Here is a 20,625-nt window from a genome sequence, read left to right on the forward strand (position 1 = left end):
CATCAATGTGAAAAACTTTACTGCTATTTTTCAGCAAATTAATTATAGTAAGTTGTAACGGAGGTGATTTTTTTTACACTGAAAAAATATGAAGATTTCTAAATTGTTAATTAGCTTGGTAGGAGCGATCGCACTCCTTACTAGCGCTGGTTATTATTATGTATTCATCTTAGGTGCGCCACAACTAGACCCACCCAAAAAAGAGGCAACTACTGGGCTAAAGTTTCAATTAGCAAGCTTTAACTCCCAAGCAATGGGTACAATTCGTAACTACGGCGTGATTTTGCCCCCTAGTTATAGCAAAAATTCGCAAAAGCGCTACCCTGTGATATTCTTACTACACGGAGGTCATGATGATGCTCGTGCTTATGCTGATAAATATGCACTTTTAGACGTATTGCATGAACTTTATCAAAGTGGAAAATTACCGCCATCGATTGTGATTACACCTGATGGTAATGATAATCGCGGTTCTAGTCCTTTATACGACCCTGATTACTTTGATGGCCCGAATGGCAAAGTGGGGACTTTGATTGGTTCAGAATTAGTACAAGTTGTCAAGTCGCGCTACCGCACTTTGGAAGAACCCCAATTTTGGGTGCTAGGAGGTCTATCTTCTGGAGGATGGGGTGCATTTAATATCGGATTACGCTATCTGAACAACTTTCAGATTTTGTTTAGCCATAGTGGTTACTTTACTGATGACAGCGGCTCACAAAATAGTCCTCAACAAATTGTGCAACAGCTACCAGTTAAAGATAGGAAGCGATTGCGTATTTATCTAGATGCGGGTGTGAACGATACTAATTTGCTAGCTTCTACCAAAGCTTTCAATGAAACCTTAAATAAATTAGACATTGCTCACGTATTTTATGCATTTCCTGGAGGTCATGGTTTGTCTGGGGCAGATATTGGCTGGAACTACTTTCACAAACATCTTAAAAATTCACTCTCCTATGTCGGAGAACAGTTTAAAAAGTTAGGAGTTAGGAGTTAAGAGTTTTAACTCCAAAACAAATAACAAATAACAAATGACCAATGACAAATGACAAATGACAAATAATTTAAAAACTCGGATTGGACTTTGGAGTGCGGTTTTCCTAACAGGTTTAGTCGGAGTAGTAAATTTATTATCAGCAGTGACACCTAACCTGTATGGGCGGACTCACTGGTTGAAAGATTTTTTACCATTTGAAATTCGTGCCAGTGGTCATATATTTGCAGCATTGACTGGGTTTGTTTTACTAACACTTGCTACTAATTTATTACGCCGTAAAAGAATAGCCTGGTTACTGACAATTGCTTTACTAGTAATTTCCATTTGCAGCCACTTGTTGAAGGGACTGGACTATGAAGAAAGTCTACTCTCTGGAGTTTTGCTAGTGCAATTAATCTTGATGCGCCATTTTTTCACGGCGCAATCAGACCGTCCTTCCATCGCACGGGGAGTTAGAGTACTGATAGGCGCTTTATTATTTACCCTGGCATACGGAACTATTGGATTTTACTTGTTAGACGGTAAATTTTCAGAGAATTTTAATTGGCGTGAAGCGATAGTTCAGACTTTGGCGATGTTCTTCACTGAGGATAATTGGGGACTGCAACCAAAGAGTCGATTTGGAGAATTTTTTGCTAATTCTATCTATATTATTGCCGCAGGTACTATTACTTATGCAATAGTAATGCTGTTGCAACCTGTGTTTTGGCAAAATCTTGCAACTACAAATGAGCGACAAAGAGCTAAAGAAATTATCGAGCAATATGGATGTTCTTCTTTAGCAGCGCTGACACTCTTAAATGATAAAAGTTATTATTTCAGTCCTTCGGGTAATAGTGTAATTGCTTATGTTCCCAAAGGACGGGGCGCGATCGCATTAGGAGATCCCATCGGCCCCATTGAAGACCGCAAAGAGACAATTATTGCTTTTTGGCAGTTTTGCCAGCGCAATGACTGGTATCCTGGCTTTTACCAAACTATGCCCGATGATGTTGAGCTTTACAAGTCATTGGGGTTTAAGGTACTCAAGATTGGAGAGGAAGCGATCGTTGACCTAAAAAGTTTTACATTACAAGGTAAAGCCGGTAAAAACTTTAGACCATCAATTAGTCGTTTAACCAAGCTAGGATACCAAATTGACTTCTACCAACCACCCATCACCAATGATTTATTGCACCTCCTCAAACCTGTAAGTGATGAATGGCTAAAAATGGTACAAGGTTCAGAAAAACAATTTTCTTTGGGTTGGTTTGACGAAGCTTACCTGCGAGAGTGTGAGATTGCTGTGGTGTATAATCCCGAAGGTCAGATTAGTGCTTTTGCCAACATTATCCGGGAGTACCAACTTAACGAAGCGACTATTGACATGATGCGACATCGCCCATCTCTTGAAAATGGCACAATGGACTTTCTATTTATTTCCCTACTCCAGCATTTTAAAGAGGGTGGTTACGACAGCTTTAATTTTGGTCTTTCTGCGCTTGCTGGAGTTGGAGACAACCCCGAATCGCGCCGCTTGGAAAAAGTATTGCACTATCTTTACGACCATTTGAATCGCTTTTACAACTTCAAGGGACTGCACGCCTACAAAGACAAGTTCCGCCCTCGTTGGGAACCGCGTTATTTCGTTTACCCCAGTTTAGCCACCTTACCAGATGTAGTTGTAGCATTAATTCGTGCAGATTCAGGCGATCGCCTCTTCGATTATTTCAAACCCGGAGCCTGAATCTGCGAAAAAATAACGTGCTGGTTCCTTGCTGTTTCCCTGAATTCGATATTTCAGCCGGTTAGGAACAGATATAGCGGTTCTCGGTTGAGGTACACTCGTAGGGGCACGGCAGTGCCCATTGGTGTCAACTTAACGCTAAACCCGCTTGGTGAAGACATTTTGCCCTCACCCCCAGCCCCTCTCCCAAGAGAGAGGGGAGCTAGACATTCAATTCCCCTTCTCCCAAGGGAGAAGGGGTTAGGGGATGAGGGCGTGAGGGATTTACAAAACGCCTGTCTGATATAGTTTTCGGCTTAAGTTGACACGTATGGGCAGTGCCGTGCCCTTACACTTCGCGATTAATCTTGTAGCGCATCTGAATGGGAACCGTTATATATCAAGCGATGCCTACAGCGGACGACGCCTACACAACTAAACATTTGTATGATACGATTGTACTATAAAATATGAATATCCGGTAAGTATGCAACGCAAAATATAGCTTTGCCTAAGTTCGTAGCCAAACTTTGCGCTCCTACCCTACGGGAAGGCGAAGGGCCTACGCATTTAAACTTCAACCCTTAATTATCCACGAATTTACGAAACTTTGTACACAGTTTCGTAAACAAATTATTGTCTATTTACTTTTCAACTTTACACGGTTGTAACAGATTATTTTGTCAGAGTAATAGATTTCAGTAACAGTGATTTGAAAAGATTCTTGACCTTTAAATGGAAGGTGGCAATATGACAAAGAATCAAATTTCTCTAGTAGAACTAATCCAATTTTTTGCACAATACCGCAATCATATTATAGTCAATATCAAGCACCTACAAGAACATTATCAAAGAACAGGTATTAAGCGTATTAGAGGTGTTAGAAACGAAAATGGAGAACTGCTCCAACCTTGGTTGAAAACAAAAGATATAGATGATACTGAGTATATTGGTATGGGCGAGTTTCAGTTTAATCGCAATACTGCTACTATTAATATGCTTGTCAAACGTAGAGTTAAACTTGCTAAAGTTGAAGACCAAACTCCTACTATTGAAGTAGCAGGTTTGTTAGTAAACGACCTCAACACCTTTAAAAATTACACGATTGTAAATGACGGCAAACTTAACGTAAATTCATTACAAGTCAAAATTAGCAGTAAAAAAGTCTTTGACTTACTCAAAGAAAAAGGCATACTGAATGCAGAAGAATTTGACTTCCGGGCTGAACATACGATTCAGTTAGATAAGTTGCCGCTTGTAGCTGCTAATAGTTATTACAGCAGTATTGATGGACTATTCAATGAACTAGCAGAAATTAAAGTACTGACTAGTATTATTTGCGCTCACTTGAAAAAGGAGTCAGATGTATTTATAGAGACGCAGTTAGATGAGTTTAAAAAGCACTATCTGTCTAAAAATATTTACATCAACTTTCCTACAACCAACGAATACACTGACATCAACCAAGCTTTAGTCGATGGTACTATTGACTCAAAATTGAGCTATAAAATCGATATTGGCAGTCAAGATATTCTGAACCTGAGTAAGTTCCCTTCTGCTAACAAGTTTCTCAATAAAATGTATCGCCTTTATGACAAAGAAACTGGAGAAATTATCATGAAGCCAACTTTTGAGATGGTATTTCATGAAAATCTCGCTGTTAGGCACAGGTTACTATCATCACGTACCAAGATTACAAAAGTTGACGAGTTGATGAAACCAATTTTTGATGATTTTCTTGGGCTTGAGCCAAATAGCATTGTTGGAGGTATTCTTAAGAAAGTTGGTGCTGATAGTTTGGCGCAGTTATTACAGGATAAACAAACTGGGAAGCAGATCGGCAAAGAAGAAATGGTTGCAGCTTTAACGGTGGCAAATAACAAGTTAGAAGAATATGCAGAAAATATCTACCAAGATAAAATATCTCCTTTAGTATTTTACATTGGTTGTACTGGAGTATTGCCAGAACAAATGGAAGCAAAAGCCATGACTGCTGACGAAGCTGCCGCAAAATACCCAAATTTGCAATTTTCTAAAAATGAGCAAAAAGGTACTTTTTTTGTAGTTGGTGATAGTATTATCAATATCTATACTAAGACTAAATATTACAGTCAAGTTCTTTCTGCCAGTACAGATAATTAGATTATATAGGACTCATATTTGATTTCTGAAATACACGTAGGGTGCGTTACGCCAAAGGCTAACACACCAGTTAACGATTTAGGTGCGTTAGGCTACGCCATAACACAACGCCAGTCCGCTCAAGTCAGGGGAAACCCGCCCACGCGGCTGGCTCCCCTACAGATACTTAGATTTTTTCATAAATCAAATCGGATTTCTACATAGTAATTATAATTTTTACTAATTACACAGTAGTGGCACAAATAGTTGTGTCACTATAAATATGTATTATGAATCTAATTGATAACTGCTGGAAAAACCTCAGATAAAATCCCAAAAAATTAAGGATTTTTAGCATTTTTGCACTTATTTATTGTCAGCCAGTAAATTTGTCTGTATAAGTTTATTTTGTCGAATAGGAATCTCAATTATAAACGTTGATCCTTCTCCTAAAGATGAAATACATTGCAGTTGACCCTGATGTTTTTCTGTGACAATTTGATAACTAATTGACATCCCTAAACCAGTTCCCTTACCTACTACTTTAGTCGTAAAGAAGGGATCGAATAGACGTTGCTGAACCTCTTGTGACATTCCCACTCCATTGTCAGCAATCTCAATAGCAACCCAATCTGAGTTAAGTAACTCAGTACGGATAGTGATTTGCGGATTGCAACTTGACTGCTGGTTATTGACATATAACTCTTCCAAAGCATCGATCGCGTTAGTGATGATATTCATAAACACCTGCTTAAGTTGACCGGCGTAACACTCTATTAGAGGGAGTTGATCGTAGTCTTTAATAATTTGGATTTGGGAACTGTCAGGCTTGGCTTTGAGGCGGTTTTGCAGAATCATTAGCGTACTATCAATACCGCTATGGACATCCACTGCTTTCATTTCTGCTTCATCCAGTCGTGAGAAGTTCCGCAACGACAGTACAATGTTGCGAATGCGATCGCTTCCCGTTTGCATGGAATTTAGCAATTTTTGTAGGTCTTGAATGACAAAATCTAACTCGATCGCTTCTATTCCTTTCTGAATCACTGGTGTTGGATGAGGATATTCTTTTTGGTAAAGTTGCAGTATTTCTAGCAATTGTTGAATGTATTCTTTAGCATGAGTGATATTGCCATTGATAAAGCTAATGGGATTATTAATTTCGTGAGATACACCCGCAACTAATTGTCCCAAAGAAGACATTTTTTCTGTTTGAATTAGTTGTGCTTGGGTCTTTTGTAATTGTTCAAGGGTTTCTTGAAGTTGTTGGTTTTTTAGAGTTAATTCCTGCTCCCTTTGTCGCAAAGCAGCCTCTGCTTTTTTAACAGCAGTAATATCTAAACCCATTTCCACAACCATCGGCTCACCATTCATATCCTTGAACGGATAATCGTAAATCTGATATACCCGGCCTGTTTTACTATCCACCCATTCCCAGAGTTGTGGAGCGTTACTGTCAAAAACGCGAAAGGTGGGACATTCAGGACAAGGTTGCTTCAATCCGGCGATCGCCTCGTAACAACGTTTCCCTGTAGGATCTCCAAATACCTCACGGAAGCGTTGGTTATAAAATCCCACCCCGTAATCTTTGGGTTGCAAATAGAGAAAGGCTGGTAACTGATTGAGTAGGTTATAAAGGCTTTCCCGTTCAGTTTGCAGCGCTTCTATTCGTCGCAGTTGTTGGCTGATGTCTTTACCTACTGCATAAATGAGTCCCTTTTGAGAAGTTGATAAACTCCAACACAACCACCTATAACTACCATCTTTATGAAGATAACGACTGTTCCAGTGCAACTGTTGCTGTGGTTCTGTTGGCAAGTGACTGATTGTGATATCCTCTGGATGCACTAATCCTAGCCACGGATACCCGATTAAGTTTTCCGCTTTCCATCCCAACACTTGTTCCCATGCTGGATTCACTTGCTGGTAAAAACCATCCTGTCCGATGATACAGAATAGGTCAGATGAAAGGTTAAAAAAGTCTTCCAGATCAAACACAGTAATCTTGTCACTCAAGTTGTGCCTTAAACGTAACTAAGCATATCCACTAACTTCAATGTTAAGATTACTGAAGTAATTCTTATCAAACAATTTGGGTTAAATTACTGAAAACAGAATGTATATAAAATAATACCTATTATTAGGGATTCCCTAAAATACGGCTAGAGCATCGATTCAGTAATCAAAAACCTAACCCCCCAGGCCCCTTCCCTTGTTGGGAAGGGGGAGCTAAACTCCCCTCTCCTATGAGGAGAGGGGTAGGGGAAGAGGTTCTTCGAGGATTACTGAATTGGTGTTCTAGAGCTTGGACTACAGAATGCAATTTATTATTTGATTTTCATTCCAATTGTCCTTTGTCTTTGCCTAAAAAGTTGCTGTTTACATTCTCAATACTGACCGTATAACTAAATCGGCAATGCCACTAAGTCCTGTCCCAAATTCTGGAATTATAAATAGAAGCATCATGGCAAAGAGTCCGAATTGACTATATTGCAGTGGCTTTAGCTGAGGAAAAATCTCACTGAAGACATGAAAGCCGTCGAGTGGTGGAATTGGGAGCAGATTAAACAGAAACAACGTCAAATTGATCCGAGCTGCTAGATCAAGAAATTCGACACTCAAGAGTCCTGAAAGACTAGGGTTAAAGAAAAGTTTGAGCAGCACAATAAATAGAATGCCTAAAGCCAGATTTGACAATGGGCCTGCTGCTGATACCAAAATATTGCCTAGCTTGCCAGAGCGAAACTTAGATGGATTGACGGGCATTTGTCCCCAAGCTATACCCATGAGACAGAGAAATATGATTGATTCTTTGCCCATGTGAACTAGAGGATTAAGCGTGAGATGACCCGTTTTTTGTGGAGTATTATCTCCCTGACTCATCGCAGCCAAGCCGTGAGCAAGTTCATGCAAAGTGATGGAGAATATGACAATTACAACGATTCTGAAAAAATGAATCGGTTCTGTGATAAGTGTTTGAATAAACATACTTTGTTAAGTTTTGCTAATGCTCTATTTATGTAATAATAAGCTCTTGATATAAATGTTATTAAAATATTTACTTAATCTGCTAGGGTGATTTTTGGTATATTTTATAAATCAAAATTTACTACTTTTATTAATCTCATTTTATTTGATAACTTAAAAAAACATTTCATAACACTTGAAAGATTTTAAAGCTTGGTAGTAACTACGTATTCATTTTATTTTTTAGTATATAAAATTTTAATTTCTATGCTAAACTCAGTACTTTTTAGTATAAAAATATACATTGAGAGTGACAGAATCACAAATTATTGAATAGATCAGCTTTATTTGTGTTTAACTGCATCTATAGTTTTATGTTTCTCTGACTCAAAATAGAGTCGCTATTGTCTTGTTATTTTGATATATCACTTTGCAAAGTTAATTTTATTACCTGATATGGCAATAGATTTACTAATAATCTTTAAGAAAATTACGCAAAAATCAGCTTCAATGAGACAATCTGACCTAATCTTCTCAACCTAAAGGAAGACATGAACGATCGCACAAAGGCTCTCCAGGCTCTCGCAGCTGAACGTTGGCGGGTATCCCTGATTCTCAGTGGAGCCATGATGTTTATTTACTTCGGCTTTATCTTATTAATCGCGTTCAATAAGCCCCTGCTGGGGTCATTAGTAATTCCTGGTCTCAGCCTGGGAATTTTACTAGGGGCGCTGGTAATTGTCTCAGCATGGGTATTAATTTTTATCTATGTGCGTTGGGCAAATAGCAGTTACGACGACCAAATCGCAAGGCTGACACGCAAGTAAATAAGCTATTAGCAATTTCTAGTTCAAAATCCAAAATACTAAACCAAAAAAGCATGAGTAGTGTGTGGTTCGATCTGCCACTAGCGGCGGATATTACCAGTCTTGGTAAGTTTAACCCGTTGGCGATCGCTTTCTTTTTTCTGTTTGTTGCCAGTTCTTTAGGCATTACCTATTGGGCGGCGAAGCTCACCAAAAATACAGCACAGTTCTATACAGCTGGCGGTAATATCAGCGGTTTCCAAAATGGGTTGGCTTTAGCAGGAGACTTCATGAGTGCGGCTAGCTTTTTAGGTATCACTGGGCTGGTAGCACTCAACGGCTTTGACGGCTTAATTTATTCTATCGGCTTCTTGGTGGGCTGGCCGATTGTTATGTTTCTAATTGCCGAACCATTACGTAACTTAGGTAAATACACCTTTGCCGATGTAGTGGCTTATCGCTTGCAGCAAAAACCTGTACGTATCGCCTCTGCAATTGGAACGCTGGTAGTAATTAGCTTTTACTTAATTGCCCAGATGGTAGGTGCTGGGGAACTAATCAAACTACTGTTTGGCTTTGATTATGAATTAGCTGTGGTCATCGTCGGTTGTGTGATGATGGCTTATGTAATTTTTGGCGGGATGATTGCCACTACTTGGGTACAAATTATCAAAGCAGTTTTGTTGCTCGGCGGAACTGTCTTACTAGCGATCTTGGTACTGGCACGATTTGGCTTTAACCCGATCGCTCTTTTCGCTGCTGCATCCCAAAAATATACAGGTGTATTAGCTCCAGGCAAACTGGTTTCTGACCCCTTTGATGCGATCTCTTTAGGAATGTCGTTGATGTTCGGCACTGCTGGATTACCCCACATCCTAATGCGTTTCTACACAGTACCCGACGCTAAAGCAGCGCGGCTCTCTGTTACTTACGCCACAGCTATTATTGGCGTTTTTTATCTCCTTACTTTTATCCTGGGCTTTGGAGCAATGGTGCTAGTAGGTCAAGATGCCATCAAGCAAATTGGTACTGGTGGTAACATGGCTGCGCCGATGTTGGCAGAATTTCTCGGTGGTGATGCTTTCTTAGGTTTTATCGCCGCTGTTTCTTTTGCAACGATTTTGGCAGTTGTCGCTGGGTTGACACTCTCAGGTGCAGCTGCATTGTCCCACGATTTGTGGGTGAATGTGGTGCGTTCAGGTCATGCTGACGAGTCAGAACAACTCAAGGTGGCTCGCGGTGCAACAATGCTTTTGGGGTTAGTGGCAATATTCCTGGGTATTTTGTTTAAAGGGCAAAACGTCGCTTATATGGTAGGTTTAGCATTTGCGATCGCTGCGAGTGCAAACTTCCCAGCGTTACTCTTATCCATGCTTTGGCGACGCTTCACTACTAATGGTGCAGTTGCGAGTATGTTAGTAGGTACTGTCTCCTCTTTAGTGCTGATTTATTTATCACCTACTATTCAAGTAACGATTCTCAAGCACGCTTCTGCACCCTTTCCTCTAAAAAATCCTGGATTAATCAGTATCCCACTGGCGTTTATTGTGGCGATTGTCGTTTCACTATTGAGTAGTGAACATCTGGCACAGGAAAAATTTGCGGAAGTTGAGGATCGCATTCACATTGGTTCTGGGATGTGATTTTGTCATTTGTCATTTGTCATTTGTCATTTGTCATTTGTCATTTGTCATTTGTCATTTGTCATTTGTCATTGGGTTCCCCCTGCCCCCTGCCCCCTGCCCCCTGCCCCCTGCCCCTCTGCTACTGTCCAAGTTCTTTGATGTTATCCATCACTTGTTGGTATAAGTCGTTGTTACCTTGACTTTGAAAAATGCTTGCTGCTTGTTGTAAGTCCTTGAGTGCCCCCTGTTTGTCTCCATTAGTGGCGCGAGCATTTCCCCGGTTATTGTAGGCAGGGGCAAAGTTAGGATTGAAGCGAATGGCTTGATTGTAATCTGCGATCGCACCCTGGGGATCTCCATTGGCAACACGGGCATTGCCTCGGTTATTATAAGCGATCGCATATTTGGGGTTAAGCAGAATCGCTTGATCGAGATCGTCTATTGCCCCTTTTTTGTCTCCATTGGTGGCGCGGGCATTTCCTCGGTTATTGTAGGCTTCGGCATAGTTGGGATTTAGGCGAATCGCTTCACTGTAATCTTTAACTGCTTCTCTGTTGTTTCCCAGTGAGGCGCGGGCATTCCCCAAGTTATTGTGGGCTTCGGCATCGTTAGGGTTGATGCGGAGTGCTTGATTGTAATCTGCGATCGCTTTTTCCTTGTCTCCTAAATCAAAGTAGGCTAATCCCCGCGCGTTGTAGGCAGCGCCATACTGAGAATTTTGACTAATTGCCTTACTGTATGAAGCGATCGCAGCTTGCAAATCGCCGTTTAAATGCTGATTCTTTCCCTGAAGATAAAATTCCCCACCAATGGAAGTTGTAGCTGAACGACGGCTAGGTTGACTAACTCCTATTTCTGTTACTAATACATTGTCATTCTTACTACAAGAAATACTGCTAGTTGCTGTCAATGTAGTAAAAATAGCTATGGTAAATAAAGTATTTACCCTTGTTCGCTTTTGCCCAAATAAACGCCGTTTCATAAATTAATATAAACTGCCATAACACCGAACGGAATTAGTACTAAAATCTAGATTTTAATTCTTTAACTCAATAAATATTCTAACTTTTGATATACATTTAAAGTTAATTGACAAATTTCCCTAATATTTTATAGATTTATAAGATGAGGCAGGAGTTAGCACTTCTCTACGAGACGCTGCGCGTAGCTTGGTTCCCCAAAGTGGTACGACTAGCTCAGTGACTGGGCAAAAGGTAGGAGGAGAAAATTATTAAATTTCAATATTTATTCTTCACAATAACTCTATAAATTCTGATATTTGTAGCCTAATGAACAATTTAATCATCCTCAGTTTCACTCTCTTGAGTTTTGGGAATTAGCCGCCAGGAGGTATTTTTGTCAATATCTACAGATAGTTGTTCTAGATTTTCCCCTAAATCTTTTTGGAGTTTCTGAGTTAGTGCGATTGGGAAATCTAAATTAATACCTTGAGTTTGTACTAGCTTTGCCAATTCTGTAAATGCAGCTTTGATTGTAGTCCGTTCATAGCTAGTCAGCTTATAATTAGAAGTTTCAGATATATTCTGAGCTTGCATGGCTTTTTTTATACGTTCTTGCAAATGCTCAAATTCTGAATTCAACAACTTCCATTCCTGCTCAACTTGCGAGTATCTAGTACTTAGTGATATTAAGTCTTCCGTTGCAGGTTCGGGGCTGGCTTGGGCTTGTAAGTCTAACAAGTTTAGGTGAATTTGAGCAAGATAAATGCAGTCTAGGTAAGCATACTCTATCTGTTCTTCAGTTAAAGGGCGTTTTCCCCAATCGCTTTTTTGTTCTTGTTTATCGATATTGTTAAAGCTACAAAGTGCTGTAGCTATTGTCTTGAGTTGGTAGTTGGGTAATGGCAAAAGATAGTAGGGAATTTTTTTGGCCATTTCCAAAGTGCAAGTAATATTTTTGGCTTTCTTGCTACCGAGAAATTTTAGATCGTAACTGGCGTTGTGAAAAACTTTTTCAATGGCAGAATTTATCATAATTTTTTCAATAAATTCAGCTATAATATTAGGCTGATCTAATACATCTAAAAGATAGACGCGATCGCCACTCATATCTTGAGGATTATCTAATACCTGAATCACCGATAACCGGGGATTACGACTTTTATAGTCAGCGACTTCTGTATCTATCCACAGTATTTTAGCGTTTCTATATTCAGCGACAATAGCACGAATTTCGCTAGCCGAAGTAAGGTAGGGCATTGGCTAATATTTCCTGATATTTAAGGCATTGTTAAGTAAGCCATAGTTTTATAAAGTAACATTTTGTTGGTAAGTTTGCTGGCACAGAATTGCAAAAAGGCTGAAGTTTGGAATTCGTTATAGATATCGCCAAATTGACTCAAATCTGATAACATCGAGTCACCACTGTGGGGTAGCATCGTCTACCATCGAAAGAGCTACTCAGCATCTACTTTAAATTCATAGAGAGCCACAGACTGTGTGCAAAGTTATCCTGGTTAGCAGCCGTCAGGAAAATTGAATTGGCATTTCTCAAAACTGGGCGCAAAATCTTAGCTTCAAGAAATCGTCCAGATTTCAATTTTCAGTAACCTGAGCTATTGCTTAAGCACTTTTGTTACTCCACTTTTAATTGTTTTTTTATTTGCTCCTCACCATGACATACACCTCAATTAATCGCTTCAAGTACTCAATTCGGAGATAAATAATGAAAAAGCTAATTTTATTAGTAGTTAGTGGCATTTTGGTAGTTGGTACTTTTGGCTGCCAAGAGGCTCCTAAAACTGGTTCGGAAACTCCTAGCACAACTAATGAAGCTGCTCAAGCACCAGCGAAACCAGCTTCGCAAACAAATCAAACTGCCAAAGTTTCAGAAACACAAACTACTCCTTCAGCAGCTACTACAGGTACTAAAGTTAAAACCGATTCTGAAAAAACGGCAGCAACAAAAGCCAAAAGTGACTTAAAAACTGAAGTTAGCGCAAAGTTGAACAAAGGTTTACCAGGCAATAAATTACAAGTTGAAAACAAACAGGGTGAAATTATCCTCAAAGGCACAGCCGCTTCTGTTGAAGAACTTAAGAAAGCTGAAACCTTGGCTAAAGAAGTCCAAGGTGTGAAAACAGTGAAAGTAGAAGCAAAAGTTGATGCTGTAAAAAAGTCATAAAAGAATAGACCTTTTGGATAAATCAAAAATAAAGAACCCCACCCTGCATTTGAGTAAAGCAAACGCTCCCCCTCCCCGCTTGCCTACAGTGTATACACAAGTCAAATTACCCCCTTTAATCCCACGCCACTTGCTACAACGGATAGCGCAGCGTTAGCGAGTACTCGAGCGTCGGGAACCTCCGCAACGCAGTGGCTCCCCTTATAAAGTGGGAAATAAGAAATCTTGTTCCCTCCCCAATGCATCGGGGAGGGTTAGGGTGGGGTAAAATCCTGGTTAATCAGCTATTTCAGACTTGTGTGTATACCGTAGCCCCGCTTGCAGGGAGGGGTTGCGGGTGGGGTGTTAGGGACTTTTGCAAAAGGTCTAATAACTGAAGCATTCAGTTAGCATCGGCATGAAAACCAAATAGAGACTTACATCGTGTAAGTCTCTGTTTTTTACTTACTTAAATAAAAGTAAGGAATATAGAGGTTATCAGTTGAATAAGGTACAAAAACCTCACCCTCCACCCTTTAAGAGAATGTTTGAAATTCTATATTTTCATCTTTCAACTTCCATTATTTGAACCTCGATAAATTCGCTCCATCTGCTCTGGAGAAAGGCGTCTCATTGGAAACCACTCAAATGCAGAAATAGACTGTTTCTCATAAGGTTGAACATCATCCTGCTGGTTTCGAGGAGAACGCACTGTTAGATTGGTATTTGGAGCCTGACCCCTGAACGACTCATCTATTTCTAATTCTGAAAGCTCAGTTTGAGGCAAAACATAAGCGTGCTTCTGGGGATCGTATGCGAAAACTTCTCCTGTTTCAATGTGATAAATCCAAGCATAAATACTGAGTTCTCCCTGATAAAGCTTAGAGTGAATCACTGGATATGTCCGTAAATTCTCAATTTGAGTAAGAACATTTTCGGCAATCATAATTTCTAGCAATTCTTCTCCGTCGTAATGACTGTAGTGGTCTATAACTAGCCTTCGAGTTGCCTCTGCATATTTAAGCCAATCATGTACAAGCGGCATTTCATCGCTGAGATTGTGTAACTTCATTAATCCTTTCATTGCACCGCAATGAGAGTGACCACAAATAATAATTTGGCGAATATCTAAAGCTTGAATAGCATATTCAATTGTCGCACCTTCACCGCCATTACTTGCCCCATACGGTGGAATGATGTTACCTGCATTGCGAATCACAAATAATTCACCAACTTGGGCTTGTGTAATTAGATTTGGATCGAGACGCGAATCAGAACAGGTAATAAATAAGACCCTGGGCTTTTGACCGTGTGAAAGTTGCTCAAATAATTGTTGATGTGTCGAAAAATAACTAGATTTAAATTCGCGCAGACCTTTAATTAATCTCTTCATTACTAAGTTCTACAAATATTTGGGGGTTAAGAATCAAATCACAGACAGGAGATTGAGGTAGTAAAGAGGACTTTCTTTCTACGTTTTTCCAATTGTAAAGATTACTATATTATAAATTCATTTGGTGCTTTTAATATCCTCTACCATTTGGTTGAGTTACTTTTTTCTTTGCTGCCCTCTGTTTCTTAACAGGTCACATTATGGTGTGAGAATGCCTTGAGCCTATTTCAAACTAGTTATATCCTAAGATAAAAATGCGACGCTTCGTTGTCACGATCGACCGAGAACGACAGATACAGAATAGATGATTAAAACTATACCAACTGGTTCTCCTTCACACTTAAACTCTCCTGAGATCGTGTCCGGTTGAATAGTTGTAATTAGGACTGACGCAAAGACACGCAAACGCAGAGATTTTTGAATTATAAGTAATTAGTCAGACATGATATTATCTGCTCTGGGAAAATTTTGATGGTGAGTTTGCGACATCAAAATTTTTGCCGTACACTGAGCGATCGCCTGCGGTAAGCCTTTTGGGTGAAGCTTGCATCATCGCAATGCGTCTACAATAATCCCCTATCCTCCCTCCTACCCTCTTGCGAATTTTTAATTAGTTGATACACTTGTTCTTCATTAGCCCAGGGAACCAGCGCCTATGGTGCACATCAAGCGCGTGGAACTTACGAACTTCAAATCCTTCGGTGGCACTACCTCTGTCCCTTTGCTACCGGGGTGTACTGTCATATCTGGGCCAAATGGTTCGGGTAAGTCTAATATCTTAGATGCACTGCTCTTTTGCCTGGGACTCTCCAGTTCTAAGGGAATGCGAGCCGAACGCTTACCGGATTTGGTAAATAACACTCAAACGGCTAAAGGACGTGCTTCGATTGAGGCTAGCGTCACGGTGACATTTGATTTGTCGGATCAAATCTTACATAAAGACGCAAAGATACAAAGGGAGGAAGCAGGGGAAGCAGGGGAAGCAGGGGAAGCAGGGGAAGAAAATCCAAAATCCAAAATCGTTCGACTGAGCGAAGCCGAAGTCCAAAATCCAAAATCGGCAGAGTGGAGTGTTACTAGAAGGTTACGAGTCACTCACCAAGGGACTTACACATCGAATTACTATATCAATGGTGTACCTTGCACGTTAACAGAGTTGCATGGGGAACTAAGTAATCTACGAGTTTATCCTGAAGGCTACAATGTGGTGCTGCAAGGGGATGTCACCAGCATTATCTCGATGAATGGGCGAGAACGGCGGGAAATTATTGATGAATTGGCTGGGGTGGCGGCGTTCGATCGCAAAATTATCCAAGCCAAATCGACTTTAGATGAGGTAAAGGAAAAGGAAGATAGCTGTCGGATTATTGAAACGGAATTAACTGCACAGCGCGATCGCCTTTCCCAAGATCGGGCGAAAGCTGAGAAATATCAAAAACTCCGCACAGAATTTCTCGCTAAACAATCCTGGGAAGCTGTTTTATCATGGCGATCGCTACAAGCACAACAAGAAAAGTTAGTTCACGAAATTCAAACAGGCGATCGCAATTTTAGTGAACTCACTACCCAACTCACAAACCTAAATTCTGAAATCGTCCAAAAAACTGCTGAACTCGAACAACTCAATGCCCACGTGAAAGCATTGGGAGAAGAGGAACTTTTGGCGGTACAATCTACCCTTGCCACCCAAGAAGCAGAACGTAAGCAACTCCAGCGTCAGCTAACGGAATTAGAAACAGCTTCCCAAGAAACTGCTAAACGTCTGACTCAAACTCAGGAAGAGATTCAAAAACACCGTTATTCCCTAGAAGAAATTGCCAAAACACAAATTGTAGAGACGCGATTCATCGCGTCTTCACAACAACAAAGAAACGAAGTGCATCAAGCCTTAGAAACCTCCCGCCAAGCAGCAGTAGAAATCGCCTCAGCTTCAGAAGCGTGGGTGCAGCAACAAACGGCATTCAACCGTAAAATTGAAGCTTTACTGCACACTCTAGAACCGCAACGCACCGAACAAGCACAACTCAGGGAACGCAATAATCAGTTACAGCAGCTTATCCAAGAGCAAACCCAGTTAATTGAACGCGACGAACCGCTATTAGCAGAAAAACAAACTCAGTGTAGTGAAGTTGAAACGGAATTTAACACCTCTAGCGAACCCATCCAAAATTTAGGCCAAAATCTCTCAGCCACAGAACAAGAACTGCAAATCCAACAGGAAACCCAAAAACGGTTACTTTCTGAACAACGAGAAAAACAACGCCAGTTGGATAAAATAGAGGCGCAAGCGCAAGCACAGCAAGAAGTCCAAGGAACCCAAGCTAGTAAAGTTATCTTACAATCAGGAATGCCTGGTGTTTGCGGCTTAGTTGTGCAGTTGGGACTGGTGGAACCCCGCCATCAGCTAGCCTTGGAAATGGCTGCTGGTGGACGCTTGGGACATATTGTGGTAGAAGATGACAGCATCGCCGCAGCGGGTATTGAACTGCTCAAACAGAAACGTGCAGGGAGGGCGACTTTTTTACCGCTGAATAAAATTCACGCTCCCAAATTTACCCAAGATGCAACGCTGCGTTTTGCTAGCGGCTTCGTTAACTATGCTGTTAACTTAGTTGATTGCGATCGCCGTTACAAAGATGTATTCAGCTATGTTTTCGGTAACACGGTAGTTTTTGCCAGCCTTGAGGCGGCGCGGAAAAATTTAGGACTGTATCGCATCGTCACCTTAGACGGGGAACTTCTGGAAACTAGCGGTGCAATGACTGGTGGTAGCAATACCCAGCGTTCGGCGTTGCGGTTTGGTACGGGTGAAGCAGCGGAATCTGATGAAGCGATCGCTTTAAAAACTCGCTTAGTGGACATTGAGCGAGTTTTAGAGCGTTGTACCGAGGCGATCGCTACTTTGTCAACCAAAACCAAAAAACTCACCCAAGAACTCACCGAAGCGCGTCAAACACGGCGAGAACAGCAGTTGCAATTGGAGCAGTTGCAGAAAGACATTAAGAGTTTAACAGCGCAATTAGAGGGGACGCGATTGCAACTTGCCCAAAACAGTGAAAAGTTAGCCACTGCTCAATTCCGTCTGGAAATTTTAGACCGGGAATTACCTGGACAAGAAAATGAATTGCAACAATTGCGACACGCATTAGCGGAGTTAGAAGCATCCCAAACCCCCAGTGAATGGCAAGAAATCCAGGCAAACATTAAAATTCAAGAGCAACAATTGCAACAACGAGAGACGGCATTAAGAGAAACTGAACAAAGATTAAAAAATTTAGAAAATCAGCAACAACGTTTGCAAGAAAAAATCCAAGAAGGTGAAACGCGAATCACAGAATATGAAACCCAACAAATCTCTTGTAGAGACGCGATTCATCGCGTCTTTACACAAATCACAGCGATAGACGAGCAAATCACCCAAATCCGCGCCAACCTCAGCCTTATGGAGCAAAATTTGGGAGAAGAGAAACAAAAACGCGACGCGACAGAACTGGAAGTGCGATCGCATCTTTTGCGTCAACAACAATTGGAATGGGAAATCCAAAAACTCCAAGAAACCCAAGAGAAGCGCCGGGAGGAACTAATTGCACTGCAAACTCAATTACGAGATGTGGGAGCAGAATTACCAAATCCCTTGCCGGAAGTTCCAGATAAGGTAGATTTAGAGGAATTGCAGAAAGAATTGCGATCGCTTACCAAACGCTTACAAGCAATGGAACCTGTAAATATGCTGGCGTTGGAAGAATACGAACGCACTCAAAACCGTCTCCAAGAACTCACGCAAAAATTAGAGACACTAGAAGGGGAACGCACCGAACTACTTTTACGGATTGAAAACTTTACCACATTGCGGCAACTTGCCTTTAAAGAAGCTTTCGATGCTGTCAACGAAAACTTTCAATCAATTTTTGCCATTCTTTCCGACGGCGATGGCTACTTACAACTCGAAAATCCCGAAGATCCCTTTAGTAGCGGATTGAATTTAGTCGCACATCCCAAGGGAAAACCCGTACAGCGCCTAGCTTCCATGTCTGGGGGAGAAAAATCACTCACAGCCTTGAGCTTTATCTTTGCCCTGCAACGTTACCGTCCATCGCCATTTTACGCCTTTGACGAAGTAGATATGTTCCTAGATGGAGCAAACGTAGAACGATTAGCTAGAATGATTAAACAACAGTCACAACAAGCGCAATTTATAGTTGTGAGTTTGCGTCGTCCGATGATAGAATCAGCCGAACGCACAATTGGCGTTACTCAAGCACGAGGAGCTTACACTCAAGTTTTGGGGATTAAGTTACAATCATCCAATACATCTGCTTGAGTTTTTGTTAATAATAGTGTATAGATAAACCACGTAATGTGTGACTTTCTCTCAAATTTAACCCCGAACCCCTTCCTACCAGGGAAAGAGAGCAAAAATCAAAGCCTCTCGTTCACTGGGATAGAAGAATGGAAGTGGGGTTACAAGAATAAGTTGCACGTCGCGTTAAACCGGATTCGAGATCAGGACTCGGTATAGAATGACCTCCGAACAGATAATTAGGCGTTCCGACATATTAAATACCCAGGTGATTACCCGCGACAACGGCAAGCGGTTAGGCATCATCAGTCAAGTCTGGGTTGATATCGATCAACGAGAGGTTGTGGCTCTTGGTTTGCGAGACAGCCTGATCTCCATTTCGGGCATACCGCGCTATATGTACCTCAACAACATCAGCCAGATTGGTGATGTCATCCTGGTTGATAATGAAGATGTCATTGAAGATATCGAAGTTGAATCTCTCAGTAATCTAATTAACTGGGAAGTAATTACAGAAACAGGTGAAGTCTTAGGCAAAGTTCGGGGCTTCAAGTTCAACGGCGAAAGCGGGAAGCTTGAATCTATAGTCATTGCTTCTTTAGGATTGCCCCAAATTCCCGATCAATTTGTGAGTACTTACGAGTTCTCAGTAGATGAAATTGTCAGCACTGGCCCCAATCGGTTGATTGTGTTTGAGGGAGCCGAAGAACGAGTAAATCAATTGACAGTCGGTTTATTAGAGCGCCTGGGTATCGGCAAAGCTCCTTGGGAGCGAGATATAGAAGAAGAATACGGCTATACTCCACCGCGCCAAGTTGCACCAGGTAATCAACTGCCTAGTGGAGTGCCATTGCAGCCACCCAGGCAAAAAGTTCGCGCCCCCGAACCCGTAGCGCAAGAAGAAGAATGGAATGAAGACTATGTAGAAGAGGAAAGGCCACAGCGTCAGGTAATGAAGGCGCGGCAGTATGAATCTATTCAATACGAAGAAGATGAGGAAGAAGATAACTGGAGCGAAGCAACGGGCAACGACAGGTATCAACAACCGCAGCCGCTAAAATATGAAGCCCAGCCCTATAGCAAACCTTATGTTGACGAATACGATGATTATGACGACGTAGAGGGCGATGCTTGGGAAGATGCGTCGAAGCCTGTGAATATTCCTAAGAAAGTCAAGGAAAGACAGCCAGAATACGAAGAAGAAGGCGGATATTAAGTAATTCGTAATTTTCGGCTTAAATTACAAATTATTTCTCAGATAAATTCAGCCTTTTCCTTGCAAGCAAGGAGGGGGCTAATTTTTTTAGGATAAGTGAGGGAGTGGAGAATGCACTGTTGGCTCAGGGATAAATATTCAATTCGATTCTAGTAAGTAAGTCGATTTACAGCAGTTTTCATGTATTTGAACCACATCTGTCGTAAGGGCACAGCATTGCTCATTGGTGTCAACTTAACGCTAAACCCGCTTGGTGAAAACATTTTGCCCTCACCCCCAGCCCCTCTCCCAAGAGAGAGGGGAGCTAGACATTCAATTCCCCTTCTCCCAAGGGAGAAGGGGTTAGGGGATGAGGGCGTGAAAGCTCATTGA

General features: G+C 41.2%; 13 protein-coding genes. 8 read left to right on the forward strand and 5 right to left on the reverse strand.

Annotated features, from left to right (window positions below):
- The first annotated feature begins 88 nt into the window (after positions 1–88).
- The 3 genes from V7K41_RS21435 to V7K41_RS21445 all read left to right on the forward strand — a co-directional run bounded on the left by V7K41_RS21435 (position 89) and on the right by V7K41_RS21445 (position 4,844).
- Positions 89–997, forward strand: a complete 909-nt coding sequence (locus tag V7K41_RS21435; protein WP_334851431.1) for an alpha/beta hydrolase — start codon at positions 89–91, stop codon at positions 995–997.
- A gap of 55 nt (positions 998–1,052) precedes the next feature.
- Entirely contained in the window at positions 1,053–2,723 is a 1,671-nt protein-coding gene (locus tag V7K41_RS21440) for a phosphatidylglycerol lysyltransferase domain-containing protein (RefSeq protein WP_334851433.1), read from the forward strand.
- Between the two features lie 729 nt (positions 2,724–3,452).
- Positions 3,453–4,844: a hypothetical protein gene (locus V7K41_RS21445; protein ID WP_334851435.1), complete on the forward strand. Its 1,392-nt coding sequence runs from the start codon at positions 3,453–3,455 to the stop codon at positions 4,842–4,844.
- Positions 4,845–5,189: 345 nt separating this feature from the next.
- Here V7K41_RS21445 and V7K41_RS21450 read toward each other — a convergent pair whose 3' ends face one another.
- A complete protein-coding gene (locus V7K41_RS21450) occupies positions 5,190–6,821 on the reverse strand; it encodes a PAS domain-containing sensor histidine kinase (protein WP_334851437.1) in 1,632 nt (543 codons plus the stop codon).
- 381 nt (positions 6,822–7,202) lie between these two features.
- A complete protein-coding gene (locus V7K41_RS21455) occupies positions 7,203–7,811 on the reverse strand; it encodes a site-2 protease family protein (RefSeq protein ID WP_334851439.1) in 609 nt (202 codons plus the stop codon).
- Between the two features lie 530 nt (positions 7,812–8,341).
- On the opposite strand from V7K41_RS21455, the gene V7K41_RS21460 reads away from it, so the two are divergent.
- Positions 8,342–8,617: a DUF485 domain-containing protein gene (locus V7K41_RS21460; protein WP_334851441.1), complete on the forward strand. Its 276-nt coding sequence runs from the start codon at positions 8,342–8,344 to the stop codon at positions 8,615–8,617.
- A 53-nt stretch (positions 8,618–8,670) separates the two neighbouring features.
- Positions 8,671–10,239, forward strand: a complete 1,569-nt coding sequence (locus tag V7K41_RS21465; RefSeq protein WP_334851442.1) for a sodium:solute symporter family transporter — start codon at positions 8,671–8,673, stop codon at positions 10,237–10,239.
- A gap of 121 nt (positions 10,240–10,360) precedes the next feature.
- Here V7K41_RS21465 and V7K41_RS21470 read toward each other — a convergent pair whose 3' ends face one another.
- The gene (locus V7K41_RS21470) at positions 10,361–11,203 is read right to left on the reverse strand and encodes a tetratricopeptide repeat protein (RefSeq protein WP_334851444.1); all 843 of its coding nucleotides are present in this window, start codon (positions 11,201–11,203) and stop codon (positions 10,361–10,363) included.
- A gap of 316 nt (positions 11,204–11,519) precedes the next feature.
- A complete protein-coding gene (locus V7K41_RS21475) occupies positions 11,520–12,440 on the reverse strand; it encodes a ribonuclease D (protein WP_334851446.1) in 921 nt (306 codons plus the stop codon).
- 466 nt (positions 12,441–12,906) lie between these two features.
- Between V7K41_RS21475 and V7K41_RS21480 the strand changes: the two genes are divergently transcribed.
- Positions 12,907–13,365, forward strand: a complete 459-nt coding sequence (locus V7K41_RS21480; RefSeq protein ID WP_334851448.1) for a BON domain-containing protein — start codon at positions 12,907–12,909, stop codon at positions 13,363–13,365.
- Between the two features lie 550 nt (positions 13,366–13,915).
- Here the strand turns inward: V7K41_RS21480 and V7K41_RS21485 are convergent.
- A complete protein-coding gene (locus V7K41_RS21485; RefSeq protein WP_334851450.1) occupies positions 13,916–14,737 on the reverse strand; it encodes a carbonic anhydrase in 822 nt (273 codons plus the stop codon).
- 655 nt (positions 14,738–15,392) lie between these two features.
- Here V7K41_RS21485 and smc point away from each other — a divergent pair.
- Both smc and V7K41_RS21495 read left to right on the forward strand, forming a co-directional pair.
- Complete coding sequence (gene smc / locus V7K41_RS21490) at positions 15,393–19,058, forward strand: chromosome segregation protein SMC (RefSeq protein ID WP_334851452.1); 3,666 nt, start codon at positions 15,393–15,395, stop codon at positions 19,056–19,058.
- A 199-nt stretch (positions 19,059–19,257) separates the two neighbouring features.
- On the forward strand, positions 19,258–20,253 hold the full coding sequence (locus V7K41_RS21495; protein ID WP_334851454.1) for a PRC-barrel domain-containing protein: 996 nt from the start codon (positions 19,258–19,260) through the stop codon (positions 20,251–20,253).
- Positions 20,254–20,625 lie beyond the last annotated feature (372 nt).

Source organism: Nostoc sp., from assembly GCF_036917415.1.
In the GTDB taxonomy this organism is placed as follows: domain Bacteria; phylum Cyanobacteriota; class Cyanobacteriia; order Cyanobacteriales; family Nostocaceae; genus Nostoc.

Bases quoted from the DNA above. Each gene is read 5' to 3' on its own strand.
- V7K41_RS21440 (WP_334851433.1), top strand. From the start codon at position 1,053: ATGACAAATAATTTAAAAACTCGGATTGGACTTTGGAGTGCGGTTTTC.
- smc (WP_334851452.1), top strand. From the start codon at position 15,393: ATGGTGCACATCAAGCGCGTGGAACTTACGAACTTCAAATCCTTCGGT.
- V7K41_RS21445 (WP_334851435.1), top strand. From the start codon at position 3,453: ATGACAAAGAATCAAATTTCTCTAGTAGAACTAATCCAATTTTTTGCA.
- V7K41_RS21475 (WP_334851446.1), bottom strand. From the start codon at position 12,440: ATGCCCTACCTTACTTCGGCTAGCGAAATTCGTGCTATTGTCGCTGAA.
- V7K41_RS21435 (WP_334851431.1), top strand. From the start codon at position 89: ATGAAGATTTCTAAATTGTTAATTAGCTTGGTAGGAGCGATCGCACTC.
- V7K41_RS21485 (WP_334851450.1), bottom strand. From the start codon at position 14,737: ATGAAGAGATTAATTAAAGGTCTGCGCGAATTTAAATCTAGTTATTTT.
- V7K41_RS21495 (WP_334851454.1), top strand. From the start codon at position 19,258: ATGACCTCCGAACAGATAATTAGGCGTTCCGACATATTAAATACCCAG.
- V7K41_RS21470 (WP_334851444.1), bottom strand. From the start codon at position 11,203: ATGAAACGGCGTTTATTTGGGCAAAAGCGAACAAGGGTAAATACTTTA.
- V7K41_RS21465 (WP_334851442.1), top strand. From the start codon at position 8,671: ATGAGTAGTGTGTGGTTCGATCTGCCACTAGCGGCGGATATTACCAGT.
- V7K41_RS21480 (WP_334851448.1), top strand. From the start codon at position 12,907: ATGAAAAAGCTAATTTTATTAGTAGTTAGTGGCATTTTGGTAGTTGGT.
- V7K41_RS21455 (WP_334851439.1), bottom strand. From the start codon at position 7,811: ATGTTTATTCAAACACTTATCACAGAACCGATTCATTTTTTCAGAATC.
- V7K41_RS21460 (WP_334851441.1), top strand. From the start codon at position 8,342: ATGAACGATCGCACAAAGGCTCTCCAGGCTCTCGCAGCTGAACGTTGG.